This window comes from Bifidobacterium ramosum (assembly GCF_009299505.1).
GTDB lineage: Bacteria > Actinomycetota > Actinomycetes > Actinomycetales > Bifidobacteriaceae > Bifidobacterium > Bifidobacterium ramosum.
On the sequence record NZ_WBSM01000001.1, the window covers coordinates 391,567 to 412,993 of the forward strand.

Annotated in this window: 19 protein-coding genes; 15 read left to right on the plus strand and 4 right to left on the minus strand. The window is 66.0% G+C overall.

The window, feature by feature from the left end; translation table 11 throughout:
- Positions 1-73 precede the first annotated feature (73 nt).
- Positions 74-1,336 carry an alkaline phosphatase family protein gene (locus tag DSM100688_RS01480; RefSeq protein ID WP_152357390.1) on the plus strand — a complete coding sequence of 421 codons (1,263 nt, stop codon included), beginning with the start codon at positions 74-76 and terminating at the stop codon, positions 1,334-1,336.
- Between the two features lie 41 nt (positions 1,337-1,377).
- Here DSM100688_RS01480 and sepH read toward each other — a convergent pair whose 3' ends face one another.
- Complete coding sequence (gene sepH / locus DSM100688_RS01485; protein ID WP_152357391.1) at positions 1,378-2,445, minus strand: septation protein SepH; 1,068 nt, start codon at positions 2,443-2,445, stop codon at positions 1,378-1,380.
- 150 nt (positions 2,446-2,595) lie between these two features.
- Here sepH and DSM100688_RS01490 point away from each other — a divergent pair, with 150 nt between their 5' ends.
- From DSM100688_RS01490 to DSM100688_RS01505, 4 genes are all read left to right on the plus strand, one after another.
- Complete coding sequence (locus DSM100688_RS01490) at positions 2,596-2,889, plus strand: DUF4193 domain-containing protein (protein WP_152357392.1); 294 nt, start codon at positions 2,596-2,598, stop codon at positions 2,887-2,889.
- Positions 2,889-3,365 (plus strand): dUTP diphosphatase, encoded by a 477-nt coding sequence (gene dut / locus DSM100688_RS01495; RefSeq protein ID WP_152357393.1) that lies wholly within the window; start codon positions 2,889-2,891, stop codon positions 3,363-3,365. The genes DSM100688_RS01490 and dut overlap by 1 nt, the downstream gene beginning before the upstream one ends.
- A 29-nt stretch (positions 3,366-3,394) precedes the next feature.
- A complete protein-coding gene (locus DSM100688_RS01500; protein WP_152357394.1) occupies positions 3,395-5,734 on the plus strand; it encodes a RelA/SpoT family protein in 2,340 nt (779 codons plus the stop codon).
- A 91-nt stretch (positions 5,735-5,825) separates the two neighbouring features.
- Positions 5,826-6,362, plus strand: a complete 537-nt coding sequence (locus DSM100688_RS01505; RefSeq protein ID WP_152357395.1) for a peptidylprolyl isomerase — start codon at positions 5,826-5,828, stop codon at positions 6,360-6,362.
- Positions 6,363-6,471: 109 nt separating this feature from the next.
- On the opposite strand, the gene DSM100688_RS01510 is transcribed toward DSM100688_RS01505, so the two are convergent.
- The 3 genes from DSM100688_RS01510 to DSM100688_RS01520 form a co-directional block, all read right to left on the minus strand.
- Positions 6,472-6,663 (minus strand): hypothetical protein, encoded by a 192-nt coding sequence (locus DSM100688_RS01510; protein WP_152357396.1) that lies wholly within the window; start codon positions 6,661-6,663, stop codon positions 6,472-6,474.
- A 163-nt stretch (positions 6,664-6,826) separates the two neighbouring features.
- Positions 6,827-7,789, minus strand: coding sequence for a hypothetical protein (locus DSM100688_RS01515; RefSeq protein ID WP_152357397.1), 963 nt, complete (start codon positions 7,787-7,789; stop codon positions 6,827-6,829).
- A gap of 319 nt (positions 7,790-8,108) precedes the next feature.
- The gene (locus DSM100688_RS01520) at positions 8,109-8,930 is read right to left on the minus strand and encodes a Cof-type HAD-IIB family hydrolase (protein ID WP_152357398.1); all 822 of its coding nucleotides are present in this window, start codon (positions 8,928-8,930) and stop codon (positions 8,109-8,111) included.
- A 279-nt stretch (positions 8,931-9,209) separates the two neighbouring features.
- On the opposite strand from DSM100688_RS01520, the gene DSM100688_RS01525 reads away from it, so the two are divergent.
- The 10 genes from DSM100688_RS01525 (at position 9,210) to DSM100688_RS01570 (ending at position 21,393) form a co-directional block, all read left to right on the plus strand.
- Positions 9,210-10,172: a MetQ/NlpA family ABC transporter substrate-binding protein gene (locus tag DSM100688_RS01525; protein ID WP_152357399.1), complete on the plus strand. Its 963-nt coding sequence runs from the start codon at positions 9,210-9,212 to the stop codon at positions 10,170-10,172.
- Positions 10,173-10,324: 152 nt separating this feature from the next.
- On the plus strand, positions 10,325-11,500 hold the full coding sequence (locus DSM100688_RS01530; RefSeq protein ID WP_152357400.1) for a methionine ABC transporter ATP-binding protein: 1,176 nt from the start codon (positions 10,325-10,327) through the stop codon (positions 11,498-11,500).
- Positions 11,497-12,228, plus strand: coding sequence for a methionine ABC transporter permease (locus DSM100688_RS01535; RefSeq protein ID WP_163146767.1), 732 nt, complete (start codon positions 11,497-11,499; stop codon positions 12,226-12,228). The genes DSM100688_RS01530 and DSM100688_RS01535 overlap by 4 nt, the downstream gene beginning before the upstream one ends.
- Before the next feature lie 68 nt (positions 12,229-12,296).
- A complete protein-coding gene (locus tag DSM100688_RS01540; RefSeq protein WP_152357401.1) occupies positions 12,297-13,445 on the plus strand; it encodes a M20 metallopeptidase family protein in 1,149 nt (382 codons plus the stop codon).
- 6 nt (positions 13,446-13,451) lie between these two features.
- The gene (locus DSM100688_RS01545) at positions 13,452-15,149 is read left to right on the plus strand and encodes an NAD+ synthase (RefSeq protein ID WP_152357402.1); all 1,698 of its coding nucleotides are present in this window, start codon (positions 13,452-13,454) and stop codon (positions 15,147-15,149) included.
- A gap of 82 nt (positions 15,150-15,231) precedes the next feature.
- Positions 15,232-15,447: a hypothetical protein gene (locus DSM100688_RS01550; RefSeq protein WP_152357403.1), complete on the plus strand. Its 216-nt coding sequence runs from the start codon at positions 15,232-15,234 to the stop codon at positions 15,445-15,447.
- A 243-nt stretch (positions 15,448-15,690) separates the two neighbouring features.
- Positions 15,691-18,063: a formate C-acetyltransferase gene (pflB, locus tag DSM100688_RS01555; protein WP_152357404.1), complete on the plus strand. Its 2,373-nt coding sequence runs from the start codon at positions 15,691-15,693 to the stop codon at positions 18,061-18,063.
- Positions 18,064-18,175: 112 nt separating this feature from the next.
- Positions 18,176-19,057 (plus strand): pyruvate formate-lyase-activating protein, encoded by an 882-nt coding sequence (gene pflA, locus DSM100688_RS01560; RefSeq protein WP_152357405.1) that lies wholly within the window; start codon positions 18,176-18,178, stop codon positions 19,055-19,057.
- Positions 19,058-19,391: 334 nt separating this feature from the next.
- On the plus strand, positions 19,392-20,114 hold the full coding sequence (locus DSM100688_RS01565; RefSeq protein ID WP_152357406.1) for a DUF3000 family protein: 723 nt from the start codon (positions 19,392-19,394) through the stop codon (positions 20,112-20,114).
- Positions 20,104-21,393 carry an HRDC domain-containing protein gene (locus DSM100688_RS01570; protein ID WP_152357407.1) on the plus strand — a complete coding sequence of 430 codons (1,290 nt, stop codon included), beginning with the start codon at positions 20,104-20,106 and terminating at the stop codon, positions 21,391-21,393. The genes DSM100688_RS01565 and DSM100688_RS01570 overlap by 11 nt, the downstream gene beginning before the upstream one ends.
- Positions 21,394-21,427 lie beyond the last annotated feature (34 nt).

The following is a 21,427-nucleotide window of genomic DNA, read 5'->3' on the forward strand; positions in this document are numbered from 1 at the left end:
CATGATACCGAAACCGCACGCCAACCGCCGCCCGGGAACGGATTGTTCACCCCGCAGTGATTGAATGGAAACCATGAGTGTGGATGTTCCCGACATGGAAGAGCTGCTGCGGTTCGCGCCGGTCGCCCGGTACGACGACCACGCCGACGCCGTCCCCCCGGCCGACACGGCCGCGGGCGACGCCGGGCGGGGCGCGCGCGGGGGAGCGCTGCACCTGTCCGCGATCCTGCCGGCGATGTCCGCGGCCATCGGCCATCCCATCCCCACCGTCGTCCACCACGACCCCGAACGGCTGCGGCGCGCGCTCGGCATGCCCGAGGCGGCCTCCGCGATCGTCGTGCTCATCGACGGGCTCGGATACTGGAACCTCGCCATGCGGCTCGGCCATGCGCCCTACCTGCGTTCGCTGATGAACGAGCCGGCCAACCAACGCCCGATCGCCACCTGCGCGCCCAGCACCACCGTCGCCGCGATGGCCACGTTCGGCACCGGCACCTGCCCGGGCCTGACGGGCATGGCCGGATACACGCAGCTCAACACCGAAACCGGCAAACTCTGCCAGCTCATACAGTTCACCGACGCGATCCCTCCCACCGACCTGCAGCGCCAGCCCACCGTGTTCGAGCGGCTCGCCCTGCGCGGCGTGCGCGTCACCAGTTGCGGTCTGCCGAAGTTCAAGGACTCGCCGCTCACCGAGGCGGCCCTGCGCGGCAGCGACTACATCGGCGGGGTCACGCCGCGCGACCGTGTGCTTGCGGCCTGCCGTGCCGCGCAGACCCCCGGCCTGACCTATCTGTACGTGCGCGACGCCGACAAGATCGGCCACGGCCACGGCTGGGATTCCGACAAGTGGATCGCCGTGTTCGAACGCATCGACGCGCAGCTCGCGCAGCTCAAACGCAGCGCGCCGGCCGGCACGCTCATCGTCATCACCGCCGATCACGGCATGATCATGGCCGATCCCGAGCAGCGCATCGACATCGCCGACGAGCCGGAGCTCAGCCGCGGCGTGCGCGTGGTCGGTGGCGAACCGCGTTCGCTCATGCTGTACGCCGACGACGGCGAGACGGCCGAGACGATCGCCGCGCGGTGGCGTGCGCGGCTGGGGGAGTCGGCGCTGGTGCGCACGCGCGACGAGGCGATCGCGCAGGGACTGTTCGGCCCGGTCGAGGACCGGATCCGCCCGATGCTTGGCGACGTGATCGTCTCGGCCGCGGCCGCGGTCACGATCGTCGATTCACGCACGCAGTCGGACAAGGCGACGCATCTGCCGAGCGTGCACGGATCGTGCAGCTATCTGGAATCGGACATCCCGTGCCTGATCGACGTCGCGTGATGCCGGCCGCGTCGCATGTCATGGACGATCCATCGGCCGGTTCACTCGCCGAACAGGATCTCGTCCCAGCTGGGCACCGCCGACCGGCCGGACTTGCGTTTGGCCGGCTTGACCGGTGTCGGGGACGGATTCGGCTGGACGAGCGCGTCCGGTTGGGCCGTCGATGACGTGGCCGACGTTGCGTTCGGCTGTGCCGGTGCCGACGTCGGTGTCGGTGCGGCCTGAGCGATGACGGTCTGTGACGGCGTGGATTCGGCGGCCGACATGGGCGCCGCGGTCGGCGACGCGACGGTGCCGGCTGACGTCGAGACCCCGGCGGCAACCGTGCGCGGGTCGATGCCGTCACCCGTCAGCGACGGCGGAACCGCGGCCTGACCGTCCGCGGCATCCGGCGTGGCCCACCGCGACACCTCGCGTTCGATCCGCGCCGAACGCAGCGAATCGCCCGGCAGATTCAGCGACAGCGCGAACCCGTCCTGCCCCTCGGCGTCCGCATCGTGGTCGCCGGATTGCCCTTTCACGCCCAGATTCTGCTCGCCGAGCAGCTTCTTCGCCGTCGAATTGACGCACACCACCGCATTGTCGTGCATGTCCCACGTCCACTCGGCCTTGATCCCGCGCCCCGCGGAGGTGAACCGCGCGGTGATCCGCCACGGCTCATGACCCCGGCGTGTCGCCTGCCATGCCAGCGTTTCCATGCCGATGCGCGCCGTCGCCAGCGTGCGTTCGATGAGCTCCGACACCGTGCGCACGCGGCTCTCCTTGGGCGCGGGCACCGACAGGAACTGTTCGATCGCGTACTGCTTCTCGGTCTCCACGGCCGACGAGAACCGGCGCACCAGCGCCTCGCTCAGCCCGTAACGTTCGGCCACGCGCGCCGGGTCGGCGCCCGCGCGGATCAGCGACTGGATCTGCGAGATCGGCAGCGACTCCACCGGTTTGGGCTGCCGCGTCTGCGATTCGGAACGGATCTGCTTGGCTTCGAGAATGGCGCGTTCCAGCGTGTCGTCGACGCTCACCGCGAATCGCAGGTTACCCACCGCGAACACGAGATCGCCCGCGTCGTCGACATGGTCGAAACGGGCTTGCTCCAGCGGATTCTCAGGCATGCGCAACCACTTTCCTTGACACTCGGGCCTACGTCTCTATTGTGCCCTACGTGTCGTATTTTACGAGTATTTCGAATCGTGTATCCTATGCCGAGTAAAAGTCATGTATTCTATGGCGCAGAAGAAGTCAATCTCGACGAAAGGATCACGATGGCTCAGGATTACGATTCCCCTCGTAACAAGGATGAGGACGAGGAGTCGCTGCAGGCGCTCGGCAAGGGATCGCAGAACTCCTCCAGCGACATCGACGACGATGAGAACGCCATCGCCGAGGACTACGAGCTGCCCGGCGCCGATCTGAGCAACGAGGACGCTTCGGTGACCGTCATCCCGATGCAGGGCGACGAGTTCATCTGCTCCGAATGCTATCTGGTCAAGCACCGCAGCCAGCTCGCCTACACCACCGACGACGGCCAGCCGGTCTGCAAGGAGTGCGCCGCCTGATGGCGATCGACGAGACCTACAACGAGCCGGAAACCGTCGAGGTGCTGGTCAAATCCCTCGACCCCGAGCATCCGGCCGATCTGCATTACGCCCACGCCGGCGACGCCGGCGCCGACCTGCGCACCACCGAGGCCGTGACCCTCAAGCCGTTCCAGCGGGCGCTCGTGCCCACCGGCGTGGCCATCGCGCTGCCCGCCGGCTACGTCGCGCTCGTCCACCCGCGTTCCGGACTGGCCGTCAAACGCGGCGTCACCGTGCTCAACGCGCCCGGCACCGTGGACGCCGGCTACCGCGGCGAGATCAAGGTGCCGCTGATCAACCTCGACCCCGAGCAGACCGTCGAATTCCAACCCGGCGACCGCATCGCGCAGCTGGTCATCCAGCGATACGCCGAGGCGCGGTTCATCCCGGCCGAGACGCTGCCCGGTTCCGACCGCGCGGAACGCGGCTTCGGCTCGACGGGCGTGGCGGAGTAGGATAGGAACCCATACGAGGGAGGTGGGCTATGGCGAACGCCGAAAACGAGTATGCGGCCGCACGCAAGCTGGGATGCGAGATCAGCGATGATCCGGTCAACCCGCTCAAGCCGATCATGGAGGCATGCCGCGCCCACCATCCGAACGAGGACCTGTCGATCCTCGAACGCGCCTACCGTCGCGCCGTCACCCAGCACGCCACGCAGCGGCGCAAGTCCGGCGAACCGTACATCATCCATCCGTTGGCCGTCGCGCAGATCCTCGCCGACCTCGGCATGGGACCGCTTGTCGTCGCCGCCGGTCTGCTGCACGACACCGTCGAGGACACCGACTACACGCTCGACGAGTGCCGTGCCGAATTCGGTGACACCGTCACCGGGCTCGTCGACGGCGTCACCAAACTGAGCAAGATGGAGTACGGCGACTCCGCGCAGGCCGAGACGATCCGCAAGATGGTCGTCGCGATGAGCCGCGACGTGCGCGTGCTCGTCGTCAAGCTCGCCGACCGCGTGCACAACGCGCGCACCTGGCGCTACGTCAAGCCGGCCGGCGCGCAGAAGAAGGCACGCGAGACGCTCGACGTGTACGCGCCGCTCGCCAACCGCCTTGGCATGAACGCCATCAAGACCGAGCTCGAGGAGCTCAGCTTCAAGGTCCTCTATCCGAAGATCTACAACGAGATCGTCGTGCTCGTCGCACGCCGCGCAGGCCAGCGCGACGTGTACCTCAAGCAGATCCTCGCCGAAATCAACGAGGACCTCGACGCGCAGCACATCAAGGCGTACGTGACCGGCCGTCCGAAGGACTACTTCTCGATCTACCAGAAGATGATCGTGCGCGGCCACGATTTCGCCAACATCTACGATCTGGTCGGCGTACGCATCATCGTCGACACGATCCAGGACTGCTACGCGGCGCTCGGCGCCGTGCACGCGCGGTGGAGCCCGGTGCCCGGCCGGTTCAAGGACTACATCGCCATGCCCAAGCTCAACATGTACCAGTCGCTGCACACGACGGTCGTGGGGCCGGGCGGTAAGCCGGTCGAAATCCAGATCCGCACGTGGGACATGCACCGGCGCGCCGAATTTGGCATCGCCGCGCACTGGAAGTACAAGGAGAACGGGCAGGCCGGACGTGCGCTGAGCTCGCCGGACAAGGCCGACCGCAAGCGCGGCAGCGGCGAATCCGACAATCAGGAGCTCAGCGAGGCCGACAACCTCAAATGGATCCAGCAGCTCGCCGACTGGACCTCCGAAACGCCGGACTCCGACGAGTTCCTCGGTTCGCTCAAGGAGGATCTCGGCGCGGCCGAAGTATACGTGTTCACGCCGAAAGGCAAGATCGTCTCGCTGCCGGCCGACGCCACGCCGGTTGACTTCGCATACGCCGTGCACACTGAGGTCGGCCACCGCACCATGGGCGCGCGCGTCAACGGCCGTCTCGTGCCGCTCGACACCAAGCTCGAAAACGGCGACACCGTCGAGGTGCTCACGTCGAAATCCGAGACCGCCGGCCCGTCGCGCGACTGGCTGAGCTTTGTCAAAAGCCCGAAGGCGCGCAACAAGATCCGCCAGTGGTTCTCCAAGGAACGCCGCACCGAGGCGATCGAGGAGGGACGCGACGAACTGACGCGCGCCATGCGCAAGCGCAATCTGCCGATCGCCGCGCTGCTCATCCCCAGCGCACTGGTTGGTGTGGCTGACGAGCTCAACTTCTCCAGCGCCGACAATCTGTTCGCCGCCATCGGCGACGGGCAGATCTCCACGCAGAACGTCATCGCGCACCTCGTCAAGGACGCGGGCAGCGACGAGGTCGACGAGGAGATCGAGCAGGAGGCGCTGCCGCTGCGGCAGGTCGAGGCCCCCAAGAAGACCACCAACGCGCTCGGCGTGTCCGTCAAGGGCGTCGGCGACGTGTGGGTCAAGCTGGCGCGCTGCTGCATGCCGGTGCCGGGCGATCCGATCATCGGCTTCATCACGCGCAGTCAGGGCGTGTCCGTGCACCGTGCCGACTGCCAGAACATGCTCGACCTGAAGAAGCGTCAGCCCGAGCGCGTCGTCGACGTGCAATGGACCAGCACCAAGGGCCTGTTCATGGTCAAGATCCAGGTGGAGGCGCTCGACCGCCAGCATCTGCTCAGCGACGTGACGCGCGTGCTGTCCGACCACGGCGTGAACATCATCTCCGGCTCGCAGGCCACCGGCCGCGACCGTGTCGCCATCAGCCAGTTCAGCTTCGAAATGGCCGACCCGCAGCATCTCAACCGGCTGCTGGCCGCCGTGCGCAAGATCGACGGCGTATTCGACGTGTACCGCATCACCGGATCCAAGGATTCGCAGGAGCCGCGGCTGCGCAAGATGCAGCAGTGACGCTTCGGAGCGGGGCGTGCCGTCGGCCGCCCCGCGTCGTCATGCGCGATGCGCGTCGGCCGGTCGGGAGCATCTGGGAGACTGTGCTGTTATGAGTACTATTGTCATGCACACCTCCGAAGGTGACATCAAGATCAACTTGTTCGACGACGAGACCCCGGTTACCGTCAAGAACTTCCTCGGCCTCGCCACCGGCGAGAAGGAATGGACGGACCCGTTCACCGGCCAGCCGTCGCACGAGCCGTTCTACAACGGCCTGACCTTCCATCGCATCATCAAGGACTTCATGATCCAGGGCGGCTGCCCGCTCGGCAACGGCACCGGCGGCCCGGGCTACGACTTCGACGACGAGATCGTCCCCGATCTCAAGTTCGACCGCCCGTACCTGCTCGCCATGGCGAACGCCGGCCTGCGCCGCGGCCGCGACGGCAAGATCCACGGCACCAACGGTTCGCAGTTCTTCATCACCACCGTGCCGACCCCGTGGCTTGACGGCCACCACACGATCTTCGGCGAGGTCGCCGACGACGAATCCAAGAAGGTCGTCGACAAGCTCGAGGCCGTGCCGACCGACCGTTCCGACGCGCCGCTCGAACCGGCCATGATCGAATCGATCGACGTGTTGTGACGTAATCGCTGTGCCTCCTTGCCGTTGATCGGCAAGGAGGCACGATCGTCTGTGGGCGCATTGACGGCCGCCGATGCGCCGATGCCGCTTGACGTCCATGTCCTGCCGCCTACCGGGCATACACCGTCGGCGAACCGGTCAGCCGTTCCCGGGCCGACGGCGGAATCGCGCGGATCTGCCGGATGATATCCTCCAGCGCCGGATCCACGGGATCGTCGCATCCTGCGTCGAACCGGGCCGTATTGCTGTTGCGCACCACACGGGCCAGTGCCGGGCGCTGCCTGCGAGTGAAGAAGACCATGATTGCCTCGATTCGGTGGGATGATTGGCGGTTGCCCTCTGACGGTTCCCATCATGGCCGATCCGGCCGGGGTTCGTCATCGGGGACATGCCCCATTCTTCCCTGAATCGCCGCCGCCCGTCCTCATCCGCATGGGTGATCTTCCGTTCTCCGCCGCCGACGATCATCCTCCCGGACGATGCCGCGGCACGCCGGCCTCGACGAGCTTGCGCTCCAGCCGTTCCGGGTGCGTCAGATCGTCGAACTCGAACCGCACGATGCGCGTCACCCCCTGCGCCAGCAGATGCACCTCCCGCTCCCGCTCGGCATGCACCCGGGCCTGGATGGTGCCACGTCGAGCGTCGGCCATCACATACTTGCCCATGCCGTCGTACTCGCCGACGATCACGACGCCGCCCGGCAGCTCCCACGTGAAATCCGCACGATACGGCGTCTCCGGGTTCGTGGGATGGGGAAACTCCCGCTGCAATCGCGGCACCATGAACCCGAGTTCGATCATCATCGCCCGCGCCAACGACTCGCCGCCGTTCTCGCTGAGCGGGTCGGCGTAGGCGCACGATCGGGCGATCATCGCACCGTCCTGTCCCAACTCACGGCACAACGACGGCAACCCTTGGATATCCACGCCCCGACGCGCGGCAGAATCGACCATCGGCAGCATCTCGCGGAACGAATGCCGTTGCGCGCAGTCGATCAGCGTGCGCCGCGCGTCGGTCACCCGTAGCCCGTCGACGACGACCGGCCGTACGTCCGGCATATGCAGACGATGCACGATGCCGGACGAACGCCGTGGTCCGGCATACGGGTCGGCCACGAATACGGCTGCGTTGCGGTGCGTCGCATACTGGTGCTCGAATCCGTGTACGCAGGCCGCGGTCAGCCCGGCGAACACCCATTGGGGATGCAGCACGGCCAGCGAACGCGCCAGATGCAGATGCTGCTGATGGGGCGTCAACGAGCGCCAGTACTCGCTTCTGACGTATAGGTTGCGATGCGGGCGGTCCAGCAATCCTTCGCGCGCCCGCCGCAGCAATGCGCGCCGGTCACGGTCGGCGAGACCGACGGCGCATCGTTGTTCCCGCTGCGCCGTATCCAGTATGTCTTCGATGCGTCGATTGGTTTTCATGCATCGGACGATACGGCATACGGCAAGGGGAAGGAGCGATATTCGACCTATGTGGTCGAACGCTATTGGATAAACCGCTTTATGTGGATAACTGGGATGCCCGTGTCTGCGATTTCATGCCCCCCGGCGTCGGCTAAGCCGTGCGATCGGCAACCGCTGACGTACGTTTGTGCACAACCATCTGCAAAAACGTACAGACAGAGCCCCGTCGTGTACGTTTTTGCAGAGGCTACGGCAGAAACGTACGGATGAGCGTGCGTAGCGTACGTTTCTGCCGATGGGGTTGGCGAAAACGTACGGATGGCCGCGGGCTTAGCCGCTACAGCACGCGGAAGTGGCGCAGGGCGTTCATGATGCCGTCGTGGTCGACATCATCGGTGATGTAATCGGCGGCCCGTTTCGCCGGCTCGGTGGCGTTGCCCATCGCCACGCCGATCCCCGCGAATTCGAGCATCGCCGCGTCGTTGCCGCCGTCGCCAAACGCGATCGTCTGCTCCCTCGTCCACCCGTAGTGGCGCATGAACCGTTTCATGCCCTCGGGCTTGCCGCCGTTCGCGGGGATCAGATCGGTGAAGTCCGGATGCCAGCGCACGCCCATGATGTTGCGGCACAGGGAGGTCACTTCGGCCTCCTGCTCGGGGGTGATGTAGGGGCTGATCTGGAACGTCTCGTGCGTGAGGGTGCGCACATGCGGATCGTCGACGAACACCTTGGGTGCGGTCTTGCCCAGCTGCGCCCATGTGGCGCGCATCGCGTCGGTGACCTGGTTGAAGTACACGTAGTCCTTCTCGCAGTAGTTCGCGCACACGTCGGGATGCTCGTCCAGCCAGCGTGTGACGACGGCGATGTCGTCGGCGTCGAGCGGCTGCTTCTCGAGGAATCCGTGGTCGTCGAAGCAGTACTGGCCGTTCAGTCCGACTATACCGTCGAAGTGCACGGGGATCGTCTCGAGCACGACCGTCATGTGCGAGGGAGCGCGGCCGGTGCAGATGAACACCTTGATGCCGCGATCCTGCAGCCGGTGCAGCGCGTCGATGGTCGACCGCGGCACGATGTGCGTGACGAAGCTGGTGAGCGTGCCGTCGATGTCGAAGAACGCGGCGCGGACGTCCGGTCGGTCGGATGGTGCGGTGACGGTCATGCGGTGCTCCGTTTCGTAATGCTGAGAGTTGATGTCCGTCTCCAGTGTACGGACGATCATGATGGGACGCGTCGTCCGAAACACCGTCCACGATACGGAAAACAGGCCGACTCGGACGGCCGTAGCCGGTTATCAGGACCCCGCCGTCATTGGGGATTCGCGCGCGCTATAAGGAACGCGTATACGGCAATCCGCCATTTTCCGCCGATCCGGAGCCATTGGCGTCGTATGGTGGGATACGTCAACAAGCCAGGACATGAGAAGAGAGGAAGACTACTCATGGCAAACACCACCCAGCAGCCGGCCAGCCCGAACGAGCCGGTGCGCGTCAACCACACCGCCCGTAACATCGTCATCGCCGTCGTGGTCGTGGCGCTCGTCGCCGTGGCCGTGTTCTTCGGCCTGCGCACCGTCAACGCCAAGGACAGCGACGCGAAGGGCTCCGCGAACAACCCGGTCAAGATCGGCGTGGTCGGCGCCACCGATCCGCAGTGGACGGTGTTCCAGAAGAAGGCCGAGGAGGCCGGCATCCACGTCAAGATCGTCGACTTCCAGGACTACACCTCCGAAAACCCGGCGCTCGACTCCGGCGAGCTCGACCTCAACGAGTTCCAGCACCTGCTGTACCTCGCCAACTACAACGTGCAGAACAACAAGGACCTCCAGCCGATCGGCGGCACCGCCATCTACCCGCTCGGCGTGTACTCCGCCAAGGTCAAGAGCATCGACGAGATCAAGTCCGGCGACACCGTCGCCATCCCGAACGACGAAACCAACCAGGCGCGCGCCATCGGCGTGCTCAAGGCCGCCGGCCTCGTCGAGCTCAAGGGCGACTGGACCGCGTTCACCACGCCCGCCGACATCGACACTGCCAAGTCCAAGGTCAAGGTCACTCCGCTGAAGGCCGAGCAGGTCGCCAACTCGCTCAAGGACCCGACCATCGCCGCGGGCGTCGTCAACAACGACTACGTCGCCGACGCCGGCCTCAAGCCCACCGACGCGATCTACCAGGACAACGCCGAAAGCGAGGAGGCCCGCCCGTACATCAACGTGTTCGTCGCCCGCAAGGCCGACGTGAACAACGAGACCTACAAGAAGCTCATCAAGATCTTCCAGACCAAGGACGTGCTCGACAAGCTGCAGGAGAACTCCGGCGGCACCGCGGTCTTCGCCGACAAGTTCAGCGCCTCCGACCTGCAGGGCTATCTGGCCGACATCGAGAAGGACGCCAAGGCCCAGTGACCCGCGTGAGACGCGAGCCCTCCAAGATAGCCCCGTCGGCGTAGCATCGGCATGACGCCGATCCCATCCATACGGCTCCTGCCACCGTGCCACGCACGGCGGCAGGAGCCTCGTCCATGCGTGCGGCACACGCCGCGCATAAGGAGCACCGCATGTCCCAACCCATCATCACGTTCGACCACGTGGTCAAGGAATTCCGCCAGAAAGGCGCGAAACAGGCGTTCCGGGCCGTCGACGACGTGAACCTGACCATCAACCGCGGCGACGTGTTCGGCGTCATCGGCTATTCCGGCGCCGGCAAGTCCACGCTGGTTCGTCTCATCAACGCCCTCGAACGGCCCACCTCCGGCACCGTCACCGTGCTCGGCACCGATGTCACCAAGCTGAGCGAATCCAAGCTGCGGCCCATCCGCCAGAAGATCGGCATGATCTTCCAGCAGTTCAACCTGTTCTCCACGAAGACCGTCGCGCAGAACGTCGCCTACCCGCTGCAGCTCGACCATTGGCGCAAGGACTATCAGGACCGACGCGTGGCCGAACTGCTCGAGTTCGTCGGCCTCGCCGATCAGGCCGGCAAATACCCGTCGCAGCTGTCCGGCGGGCAGAAGCAGCGCGTCGGCATCGCCCGCGCGCTCGCCACGAACCCCGAGATCCTGCTCGCCGACGAGGCGACCAGCGCGCTCGACCCGGACACCACCAACGAGGTGCTGGCGCTGCTCAAACGCGTCAACGAGGAGTTCGGCATCACCATCGTGGTGATCACGCACCAGATGAACGTCGTGCAGCGCATCGCCAACCGTGTGGCCGTGATGAGCAACGGCCGCATCGTCGAATCCGGCGACGTGTACGACGTGTTCGCCGCGCCGCGCGAACCGGTCACCAAGCGGTTCATCGCCACGGCCGTGGACGGCGTGCCCGAGCCGGACCGCGTCGCGCAGCTGCACCGCGACTGGCCGGGCCGGATCGTGACCGTGCTCATCCGCCAGAAGGATGTGGCCGCGGGCGAACACGGCGACGCGGTGAACGCGTCCGGGCAGAACATTTCGCAGCTGATCGCCGAGCACGGCGTGCCCAGCAGCCTGCTGTACGGTGGCATCGACACGGTCGGCGGGGTCGCCATCGGCGCGATCACGTACGAGTTTTCGGGGGACGAGACGCGTCTGCGGGCGTTCCTCGATGCGCTGGGGCGGGACAGCGATCTCATCGATTTCGGCACGGCCGCGCAGCCGATCGACTACGACGCGGCACTGGCGGCCGCTCACGGCACCACGTACGGCACCGCGCATGACGCGGCCGCCGCGAACAACGGGGAAGGGGAGACACGATGAACGCATACGCCGCATACGCAGTGCAGCACGCCACGGACGGGACGGTGACGCTGGCCGCCCGTCCGACCGACTGGACGGTGCTGAAGCCCCTGCTGTTCCAGTCCATAGGGCAGACGCTTGAGATGGTGCTGGTCACGCTGGTGATCGGCGGGTTCCTCGGCCTCGTGCTCGGCGTCGTGCTGTACGGCACCCGCCCCGGCAACCTGTTCGAGAACGCGGTCGTCTACCGCATCCTCGACTTCATCGTCAATATCATCCGGCCGATCCCGTTCATCATCTTCCTCGCCGCGATGCAGCCGGTCACCATCGCCGTGGTCGGCACGTCGATCGGCACCGTGGCGGCGATCTTCCCGATGGTCGTCATGTGCACCGTGGCCACGTCCCGACTGGTCGAGCAGAATCTCGTGCCGGTCGACCACGGCATGATCGAGGCGGCGCGCGCGATGGGCGCCTCGAAGCTCACCATCATCCGCACCGTGCTCATTCCCGAGGCGCTCGCCCCGCTCATCCTCGCCTACGCGTTCCTGTTCATCGGCGTGCTCGACATGTCCGCGATGGCCGGCTACATCGGCGGCGGCGGACTCGGCAATTTCGCCATCGCCTACGGCTACCAGAAGTTCGACCAGACGGTCACCTGGACGGCCGTGGTCATCATGATCGTGCTCGTGCAGGTCGTGCAGGGCATCGCGAACGCGATCGCCAAGCGCATCCTCAAGCGCCAGCAGTAGCCTTGGCATTACCGTCGTCCGGCGATCCGACATGGGCACGGATCGCCGGCACAGATTAGGAGGTTCCCATGACCGAACACATCACCGTCGGTGACGACCTGATCGCCATCCGCCATTACCTGCACCAGCATCCCGAACGCAGTTTCGAGGAGCACGACACCAGCGCGTATCTTGCGCGGCAGCTGTGCGAGCACGGCATCGACGTGCTCGACACCACGCTGGAGACCGGCGTGGTCGGCCTGATCGAAGGAGACCGTCCCGGCCCGCGCATCGCCTTGCGCGCCGACATCGACGGCCTGCCCGTCCACGAGGAGACCGGTCTGCCGTTCGTCTCCGTCAACGACGGCGTCATGCACGCCTGCGGCCACGACCTGCACATGACCGGCCTGCTCGGCGCCGCGTTCTGGCTCGCCGACCACCGCGACAGGATCGCCGGCAGCATCAAGATCATCTTCCAGCCCGCCGAAGAGCTCGGCATGGGCGCGCGCCGGGTCATCGCCGCCGGCGTGGCCGACGACGTCGAAGCGATCATCGGCACCCACAACAACCCGAACTACGCGCCCGGACAGATCGCCATCGGCCCCGAGCCGATGATGGCCGGCTGTGTCAAGTTCAAGGTGACGCTCCACGCGCAGGGCACCCATGCCGGCTACCCGCAGAAGGGCACCGGTCCGATCGAGGCCCTCGCCACGATGATCCTCGCGCTGCAGACCATCGTCAGCCGCAACATCTCGCCGTTCCATGCGGTCGTGCTGTCCATCACCGAAGTGCACGGCGGCGACGTGTGGAACGTGGTGCCCGCCGAAGCTGGCTTCCAGGGCACCGTCCGCTTCTTCGACAACGACGACGAGGCGCTCGTGCACCGCCGCTTCGTCGCCGAGGTGAACCACACCGCCGAAGCGTACGGCATCGGCGCCGACGTCGACTGGGACTGCATTCAGCTGCCGCTCGTCAATGACGCGCCGCTCGCCGAGGCCGTGGCCGCCGACGTGCCGCAGTACGCGACGCTCAAGTCGATCCGCGCCAGCATGGCAGGGGAGGATTTCGTCGAATTCGGCCGCAAGGCGCGGCTCGTGTTCGCGTTCATCGGCTCGAACGGCCAGGAGGGTTGCGCCGACTGGCACAGTCCGCACTTCGTCGGACTGGACGGCGCGATCGAACCGGCCGTCAACTTCTATGCGAACGCCGCGCTGCGCGTGCTCGACGAACTACACTAGGAAGCCATGACACAGATTCGCTTCGCACTCGCCCAGATCGACACCTGCGTCGGCGACCTCGACGGCAACGCCGACAAGATCATGCAATACGTGCACCTCGCGGCCCGCAACCGCGCGCAGGTCGTCGTCTTCCCCGAGATGACGCTCACCGGCTACCCGATCGAGGACCTCGCTCTGCGCGGCACGTTCCGCCGAGCCGCATGGGACAAGGCCAACTGGCTCGCCACCGAACTCGCCGCCGACGGACTCGGCGACCTGTACGTGGCGGTCGGCACGGTCGGCACCGACCACGCGTCCGACAAGCCGCGCAACCGCATGGTCGTCCTGCACGACGGCGTGGTATGGGCCGGCTACGACAAGCACTTCCTGCCCAACTACGGTGTGTTCGACGAATTCCGCATCTTCACCGCCGGCGACCGGTCCGTCGTGCTCGACGTGGACGGCGCACGCATCGGCGTGGCGATCTGCGAGGACATCTGGCAGGACGGCGGCCCGGTCGCCGAACTCGCGGAGCGCGGCATCGACGTGCTCATGACCATGAACGGCTCGCCGTACGAGGAGGGCAAGACGCACGTGCGGCATGAACTGGCCGTGCGCCGCGCCGCCGAAGTGCACGCGCCGGTCATCTACGTCAACCAGGTCGGCGGACAGGACGACCTCGTCTTCGACGGCGGCAGCTTCGTCGTCGACGCGGACGGCACGATGCTGGTCCGCTCGCCGATGTTCATGGAACACCTCGGCTTCTTCGACCTCGATACGATGGCCGCGAAGCAGACGCCCGGCGAGATCGCGCCCGAGCTCGACCCCGACGAGGAGGTGTATACCGCCTGCGTGCTCGGCCTCAAGGACTACATGGCCAAGAACCACTTCCACGGCGTGTGCCTCGGCCTGTCCGGCGGCATCGACTCCGCGCTCGTGGCCGCGATGGCCGCCGACGCGGTGGGCGGCGAACACGTGCAGGGCATCTCCATGCCGTCCATGTATTCGTCCGACGGCTCGAAGGACGACGCGGCCGACCTCGTGGCCAACATCGGCGCCAAATACGACATCCAGCCGATCGAACCGCTGTTCAACGCCTACCAGCAGCAGCTGCACCTCGACGGCGTGGCCGCCGAGAACCTGCAGGCGCGCATCCGCGGCGTCATCGTCATGGCTTACTCGAACTCGAAGGGGCTGCTCGCCGTGGCCACCGGCAACAAGTCGGAGCTGGCGTGCGGCTATTCGACGATCTACGGCGACGCGGTCGGCGGCTACGCGCCCATCAAGGACCTGCTCAAGACCCGCGTATGGGAGCTGAGCCGCTGGCGCAACCGCGCGGCCGCGGCCGGCATGGGCATCGGCGGCCTGCACATCGTCGGCAACGAGCAGGGTGACTCCGGCACGCCGCTGCCCGGCGGCGTGATGATCCCGGTCAACTCGATCGAGAAGGCGCCGAGCGCCGAACTGCGCCCCGGCCAGAAGGACTCCGACTCGCTGCCCGAATACGCGCTGCTCGACCAGGTGCTTGCCGCGTACATCGAACACGCGCACGGCCGCGCCGACCTTTTGGCCGACGGCTTCGACGAGCAGACCGTCGACACCGTGATGCGACTCGTGGACCGCGCCGAATGGAAGCGCCGCCAGTACCCGCTCGGCCCGAAGGTCACCGCGCTCGCGTTCGGCCGCGACCGTCGTCTGCCGGTGACGAACGCGTTCCGCGAGTGACGTCGACGTACACGGCATGATGCGGCCGTGCGTGTTCCCGGTTCCGGGCATGTGCGCGGCCGTTCGACGACAAGGAGGGGACATGACCGACAAGGAATGGTATTTCAACACCGTCACCGAACAGCCGGAGCTCGGCAAGCTCTCGCCGATCGGACAGCGGATGGGGCCGTACAAGACCCGCCAGGACGCGCTCGACGCGTGGAAGATCGTCAAGGAGCGCAACACCGTATGGGACGAGCAGACCCGCGAATGGAACAAGTGGGGCGGCGGCCGGTCCGACGGCGACGACGAACGCTGACCGTGCGTACATGCGTACCGCGCACTCATAGCGCCGCATGACAGGGGCGTCCGATGCACGCGCATCGGACGCCCCTTCGCGTACGCGGCAGAACGGCGGCGCCGCGGCGTCTGTGAACGATCACGAATAATGTGATATAGCTCACTGACGAAATCAGCCAGTTCCCAGACTCGTTCAACTACAATTCATAAATGAAAACGCAACGACAAGGAAGCGTTGCATACCACGACACCAAGGAGTGACATGACAGCAGTTGAGAACGCAGTCTCCCAGGAGGAGCTCGAGGCCAAGGCATGGGCCGGCTTCACCGAGGGCAACTGGCAGAAGGATATCGACGTCCGTGACTTCATCCAGAAGAACTACACTCCGTACACCGGCGACGAGTCGTTCCTGGCCAACGCCACCGAGAAGACCAAGCACCTGTGGAAGTACCTCGACGACAACTACCTCGCCGTCGAGCGCAAGCAGCGCGTCTACGACGTGGACACCCACACCCCGGCCGACATCGACGCGTTCCCGGCCGGCTACATCGAGTCCCCGGAGATCGACAACGTGATCGTCGGCCTGCAGACCGACGAGCCGTGCAAGCGCGCCATGATGCCGAACGGCGGCTGGCGCATGGTCGAGCAGGCCATCCGCGAGGCCGGCAAGGAGCCGGACCCGGAGATCAAGAAGATCTTCACCAAGTACCGCAAGACCCACAACGACGGCGTCTTCGGCGTGTACACCAAGCAGATCAAGGTCGCCCGCCATAACAAGATCCTCACCGGCCTGCCGGACGCCTACGGCCGCGGCCGCATCATCGGCGACTACCGCCGCGTGGCCCTGTACGGCGTCAACACGCTGATCAAGTTCAAGCAGCGCGACAAGGACTCCGTGCCGTACCGCAACGACTTCACCGAGCCGGAGATCGAGCACTGGATCCGCTTCCGCGAGGAGCACGACGAGCAGATCAAGGCCCTCAAGAAGCTCATCAACCTCGGCAACGAGTACGGCCTCGACCTGACCCGTCCGGCGCAGAACGCGCAGGAGGCCGTGCAGTGGACCTACATGGGCTACCTCGCCTCCGTCAAGAGCCAGGACGGCGCCGCCATGTCCTTCGGCCGCAACTCCGCGTTCTTCGACTGCTACATCCAGCGCGACCTCGACAACGGCACGCTCGACGAGACCGGCGCCCAGGAGCTCATCGACAACATCGTCATGAAGCTGCGCATCGTGCGCTTCCTGCGCACCAAGGACTACGACGCGATCTTCTCCGGCGACCCGTACTGGGCGACCTGGTCCGACGCCGGCTTCGCCGACGACGGCCGTCCGATGGTCACCAAGACCTCGTTCCGTCTGCTCAACACGCTGACCCTCGAGCACCTCGGACCCGGCCCGGAGCCGAACATCACCATCTTCTGGGATCCGAAGCTGCCGGAAGGCTACAAGAAGTTCTGCGCCAAGATCTCCATCGACACCTCGGCCATCCAGTACGAGTCCGACAAGGAGATCCGCTCCCACTGGGGCGACGACGCCGCCATCGCCTGCTGCGTCTCCCCGATGCGCGTCGGCAAGCAGATGCAGTTCTTCGCCGCCCGCGTCAACTCCGCCAAGGCCCTGCTGTACGCGATCAACGGCGGCCGCGACGAGATGACCGGCATGCAGGTCATCGACAAGGGCGTGATCGACCCGATCGCTCCCGAAGCCGACGGCACGCTCGACTATGAGAAGGTCAAGGCCAACTACGAGAAGGCCCTCGAATGGCTGTCCGAGACCTACGTCATGGCGCTGAACATCATCCACTACATGCACGATAAGTACGCGTACGAGTCCATCGAGATGGCCTTGCACGACAAGGAGGTCTACCGCACCCTCGGCTGCGGCATGTCCGGCCTGTCGATCGCGGCCGACTCGCTGTCCGCCGTCAAGTACGCCAAGGTGTACCCGATCTACAACAAGGACGCCAAGGACCTGCCGGGCCACGAGTACGAGTACGTCGAGGGCGCCGATGACGATCTGGTCGTCGGCTACCGCACCGAAGGCGACTTCCCGGTCTACGGCAACGACGACGACCGCGCCGACGACATCGCCAAGTGGGTCGTCTCCACGGTCATGGGCCAGGTCAAGCGTCTGCCGGTCTACCGCGGCGCCGTCCCGACCCAGTCCATCCTGACGATCACCTCCAACGTGGAGTACGGCAAGAACACCGGTTCCTTCCCGTCCCGCCACAAGAAGGGCACCCCGTACGCCCCGGGCGCGAACCCGGAGAACGGCATGGACTCCCACGGCATGCTCCCGTCGATGTTCTCGGTCGGCAAGATCGACTACAACGACGCGCTGGACGGCATCTCGCTGACCAACACGATCACCCCCGACGGCCTCGGCCGTGACGAGGACGAGCGCATCAGCAACCTCGTCGGCATCCTCGACGCGGGCAACGGCCACGGCCTGTACCACGCCAACATCAACGTGCTGCGCAAGGAGCAGCTCGAGGACGCCGTCGAGCACCCGGAGAAGTACCCGCACCTGACCGTGCGCGTCTCCGGCTACGCGGTGAACTTCGTCAAGCTCACCAAGGAGCAGCAGCTCGACGTGATCTCCCGTACGTTCCACCAGGGTGCCGTCACCGACTGACGACGAGCCTGCGTGAGGATCACGCGGTAAACGGATGAAGGGGTGGAGCGCCGCGCTCCGCCCCTTCTTTCATGTACGAACCCCGTACGCATTCAGCTTCAGGAGGACAACGATGCCCGACACCACGCAATTCCGCACTACGACCCGGCACATGCTCAAGGAGTCGAAAACCTACGCCTCGCAGACCCTCATGGGCGGCCTGTCCGGCTTCGAATCGCCGATCGGCCTCGACCGGCGCGACCGTCTCGAGGCGCTCAAGACCGGCGACATCGGATTTGTGCACTCGTGGGACATCAACACCTCCGTCGACGGGCCGGGCACGCGTATGACCGTGTTCATGAGCGGCTGCCCGCTGCGCTGCCAGTACTGCCAGAACCCCGACACGTGGAAGATGCGCGACGGCCAGCCCGTGTACCTCGACGCGATGATCAAAAAGGTCGAGCGCTACGCCGACCTGTTCAAGGCCACGCACGGCGGCATCACGTTCTCCGGCGGCGAGTCGATGATGCAGCCCGCGTTCGTTTCGCGCGTATTCCGCGCCGCCAAGGAGATGGGCGTGCACACCTGCCTCGACACGTCCGGCTTCCTCAACAAGAGCTACACCGACGAGATGATCGACGACATCGATCTGTGCCTGCTCGACGTGAAGTCCGGCGACGAGGAGACGTACCACAAGGTGACCGGCGGCCTGCTGCAGCCCACCATCGACTTCGGCCAGCGGCTCGCCAAGGCCGGCAAGAAGATCTGGGTGCGCTTCGTGCTCGTGCCCGGCCTCACCTCGTCCGAGGAGAACGTCGACAACGTGGCGAAGATCTGCGCGTCCTTCGGCGACGCGCTCGAACACGTCGACGTGCTGCCGTTCCACCAGCTCGGCCGTCCGAAGTGGCACGAGCTGCGCATCCCGTACCCGCTCGAGGATCAGAAGGGGCCGTCCGCCGCGCTCAAGCAGCGCGTCGTAAGCCAGTTCGAGTCGTACGGATTGACCGTGTACTGAGCCGCACGGATTGGTCGTGTGCCGAGCTGCGCGGTTGCATGGTCTCACGCTCGCTTCCTTAACGGACATACAGCCGATTTCGATGACGAAATCGGCTGTATGTCCGTTAAGAGGGGAGCTCAGTATGTTCGTTGGGGATTGTGATCACGTAGTTGGCGTGTTGCGGCTGTATCGTCGGCGTGCGGTTTCTGGGATGCGGTATCCGTTCTCTTCAACGGACATACAGCCGATTCGGTGGTGTGTTGCGGCTGTATGTCCGTTGGTATTGTGTATCACGTCGTGATTCCCGCGCGCCGATGCGGCGGAATCGGCCGCGGTGACGTAGCCTTGAGATATGGCTGAGATCTTCGCTTTCCCGGCGGGCGATCAGACGGCGACGATGCCCGGCGGCGATGGTGCCGCACGACCGATGCCGACCCGCCCTCGCGGCGTGCCCGACGCGATGTGGCACGCCGTCGAATCCGTGCGCGCGATGCCGCTGGTGCCCGGCGTACGGTACCGCGAGATACCGGTGCCGGAGACGCTGGCCGAATACGGGATCGGCGTGGACGTCGCGTACGTCGGCGATACGGTCGATCGCACGGCCCATACGACTGATCGGGTCGCCGGACGCGACGGAGCGGCGACGGATGACGACGACGGGGCCGACGCCCGGTCCGGCGGCGGTCGATTGGATGCCGTTGGCTGGATCATGATCCTCTATTCGCGTGCCGTGTGCGAGACATGGCGGTCGCGGTGGCGGTGCGTCGCGTTCGCGCGGCTGGCCCTGCCTCCCGCCGAACACGACGGGCTTGCATCCGACCTGTATTGGGACGATCTGCACACACGGCTCGCGCGGATCGGCGCCCACGAGATCGCCGGCACCGTCACCGTCGCTCGGGACACGCCGTTCGGCGCGTTGGCGGGGGAGCCATCCGCAGGTTGCGAGATGCGCGTATCATGGACGCCGCTTGAAGATTCCATGAACGGTGTGGACGCCGGCGCGCAGGTGGCAGTATGGGCGCGGTTCGTGCGTTCCGCCGTCGACCACGAGGAGGAACCGTCCGTTGACCGCTGAGCCGAGGCTGCAATCCGAACCACGCGGCGGCGTGCCCGACGTCACCGCCACGATCGGCGACTACTGGCGGGTATGCGAACGGTTCGCGAATGCGACCGGCTCGCTGGCGGCCGACGCGGAACGGGCCTCCGGATTCCGCTACGGGCACGAGGACTGGCTGGTGCAGTTCAAACGCGGCGACGCGGGCATCGCCCTGCTCGACCCGATCGCCTTGAACGCGCTCGGCGTGGACTGGGACGAATTCAACGACGCCGTCGGTGACGCGACGTGGATCATCCACGATTCGCTGCAGGACCTGCCCGGCTTTGCCGACCTCGGCCTGCGGCCGAAGGCCTTGTTCGACACGGAAATCGCGGCGCGCCTGCTCGGCCTGCATCGTTTCGGACTGGCGGCCGTCACCGAACACTACCTCGGCATCACCCTCGCCAAGGAGCACTCCGCCGCCGACTGGTCGTACCGTCCGCTGCCGCGTGACTGGCGCAACTACGCGGCGCTCGACGTCGAACTGCTTATCGAGCTCGAACGGCTCATGCGCGCCGACCTCGCACGGCAGGGTAAGGACGAATGGGCGGCCGAGGAATTCGCCCACGCGCTGGCCGAAGGCATGTCGCCACGCACACCCCATCCGGCGCCCTGGACCCGCGTGTCGCACATCACCACGCTCAACCGCGACCGTTGCGGCCTCGCCGTTGCCAAGGCGCTGTGGGAGGAACGCGACCGTCTCGCGCGCCAATACGACATCGCGCCCACCCTGCTGCTGTCGGACGCATCGATCATCGAAGCGGCGCAGAAGAAGCCGCGCAACGCTCGCGAATTCCGCGCGATCCGATCGCTCAACGAACGCGTGCGCATGCACACCGGCGGCGAACAGGACAAGATGTTCGAACGGTACGCGCCGATCCAACGCAAGGTCAAACCGTCCGTCTGGCGTGCCGTCATCCAGCAGGCGCTGGCCTCCGGGCCGCAGGACTGGCCGGCCGTGCCGGCGCATGGCAACAACGACGACGGCAACGGCGGCGGCCCCCGCTCGCTCAAGGTGTGGGCCGCGCGCCACCCGGACCGGCTCGAACGGCTGCAGCGCGTCCGCCGCGTCGTCAACCGCATCGCCGACGACACGCGCACCCCACCCGAAATCGTCATCAAACCGCAGCTCATCCGCAACCTGTGCTGGAGCGACGACCCGGCCGAACTCGACGTCGCCGCGTTCCTGCGCGAACAGGGCGCGCGCGACTGGCAGGTGCGGCTGGTTGCGGCGTCCGTGAGTAGGGTTATCATGTAACGGTTGCCCAATGGGCAGAACTATGACAGTAACG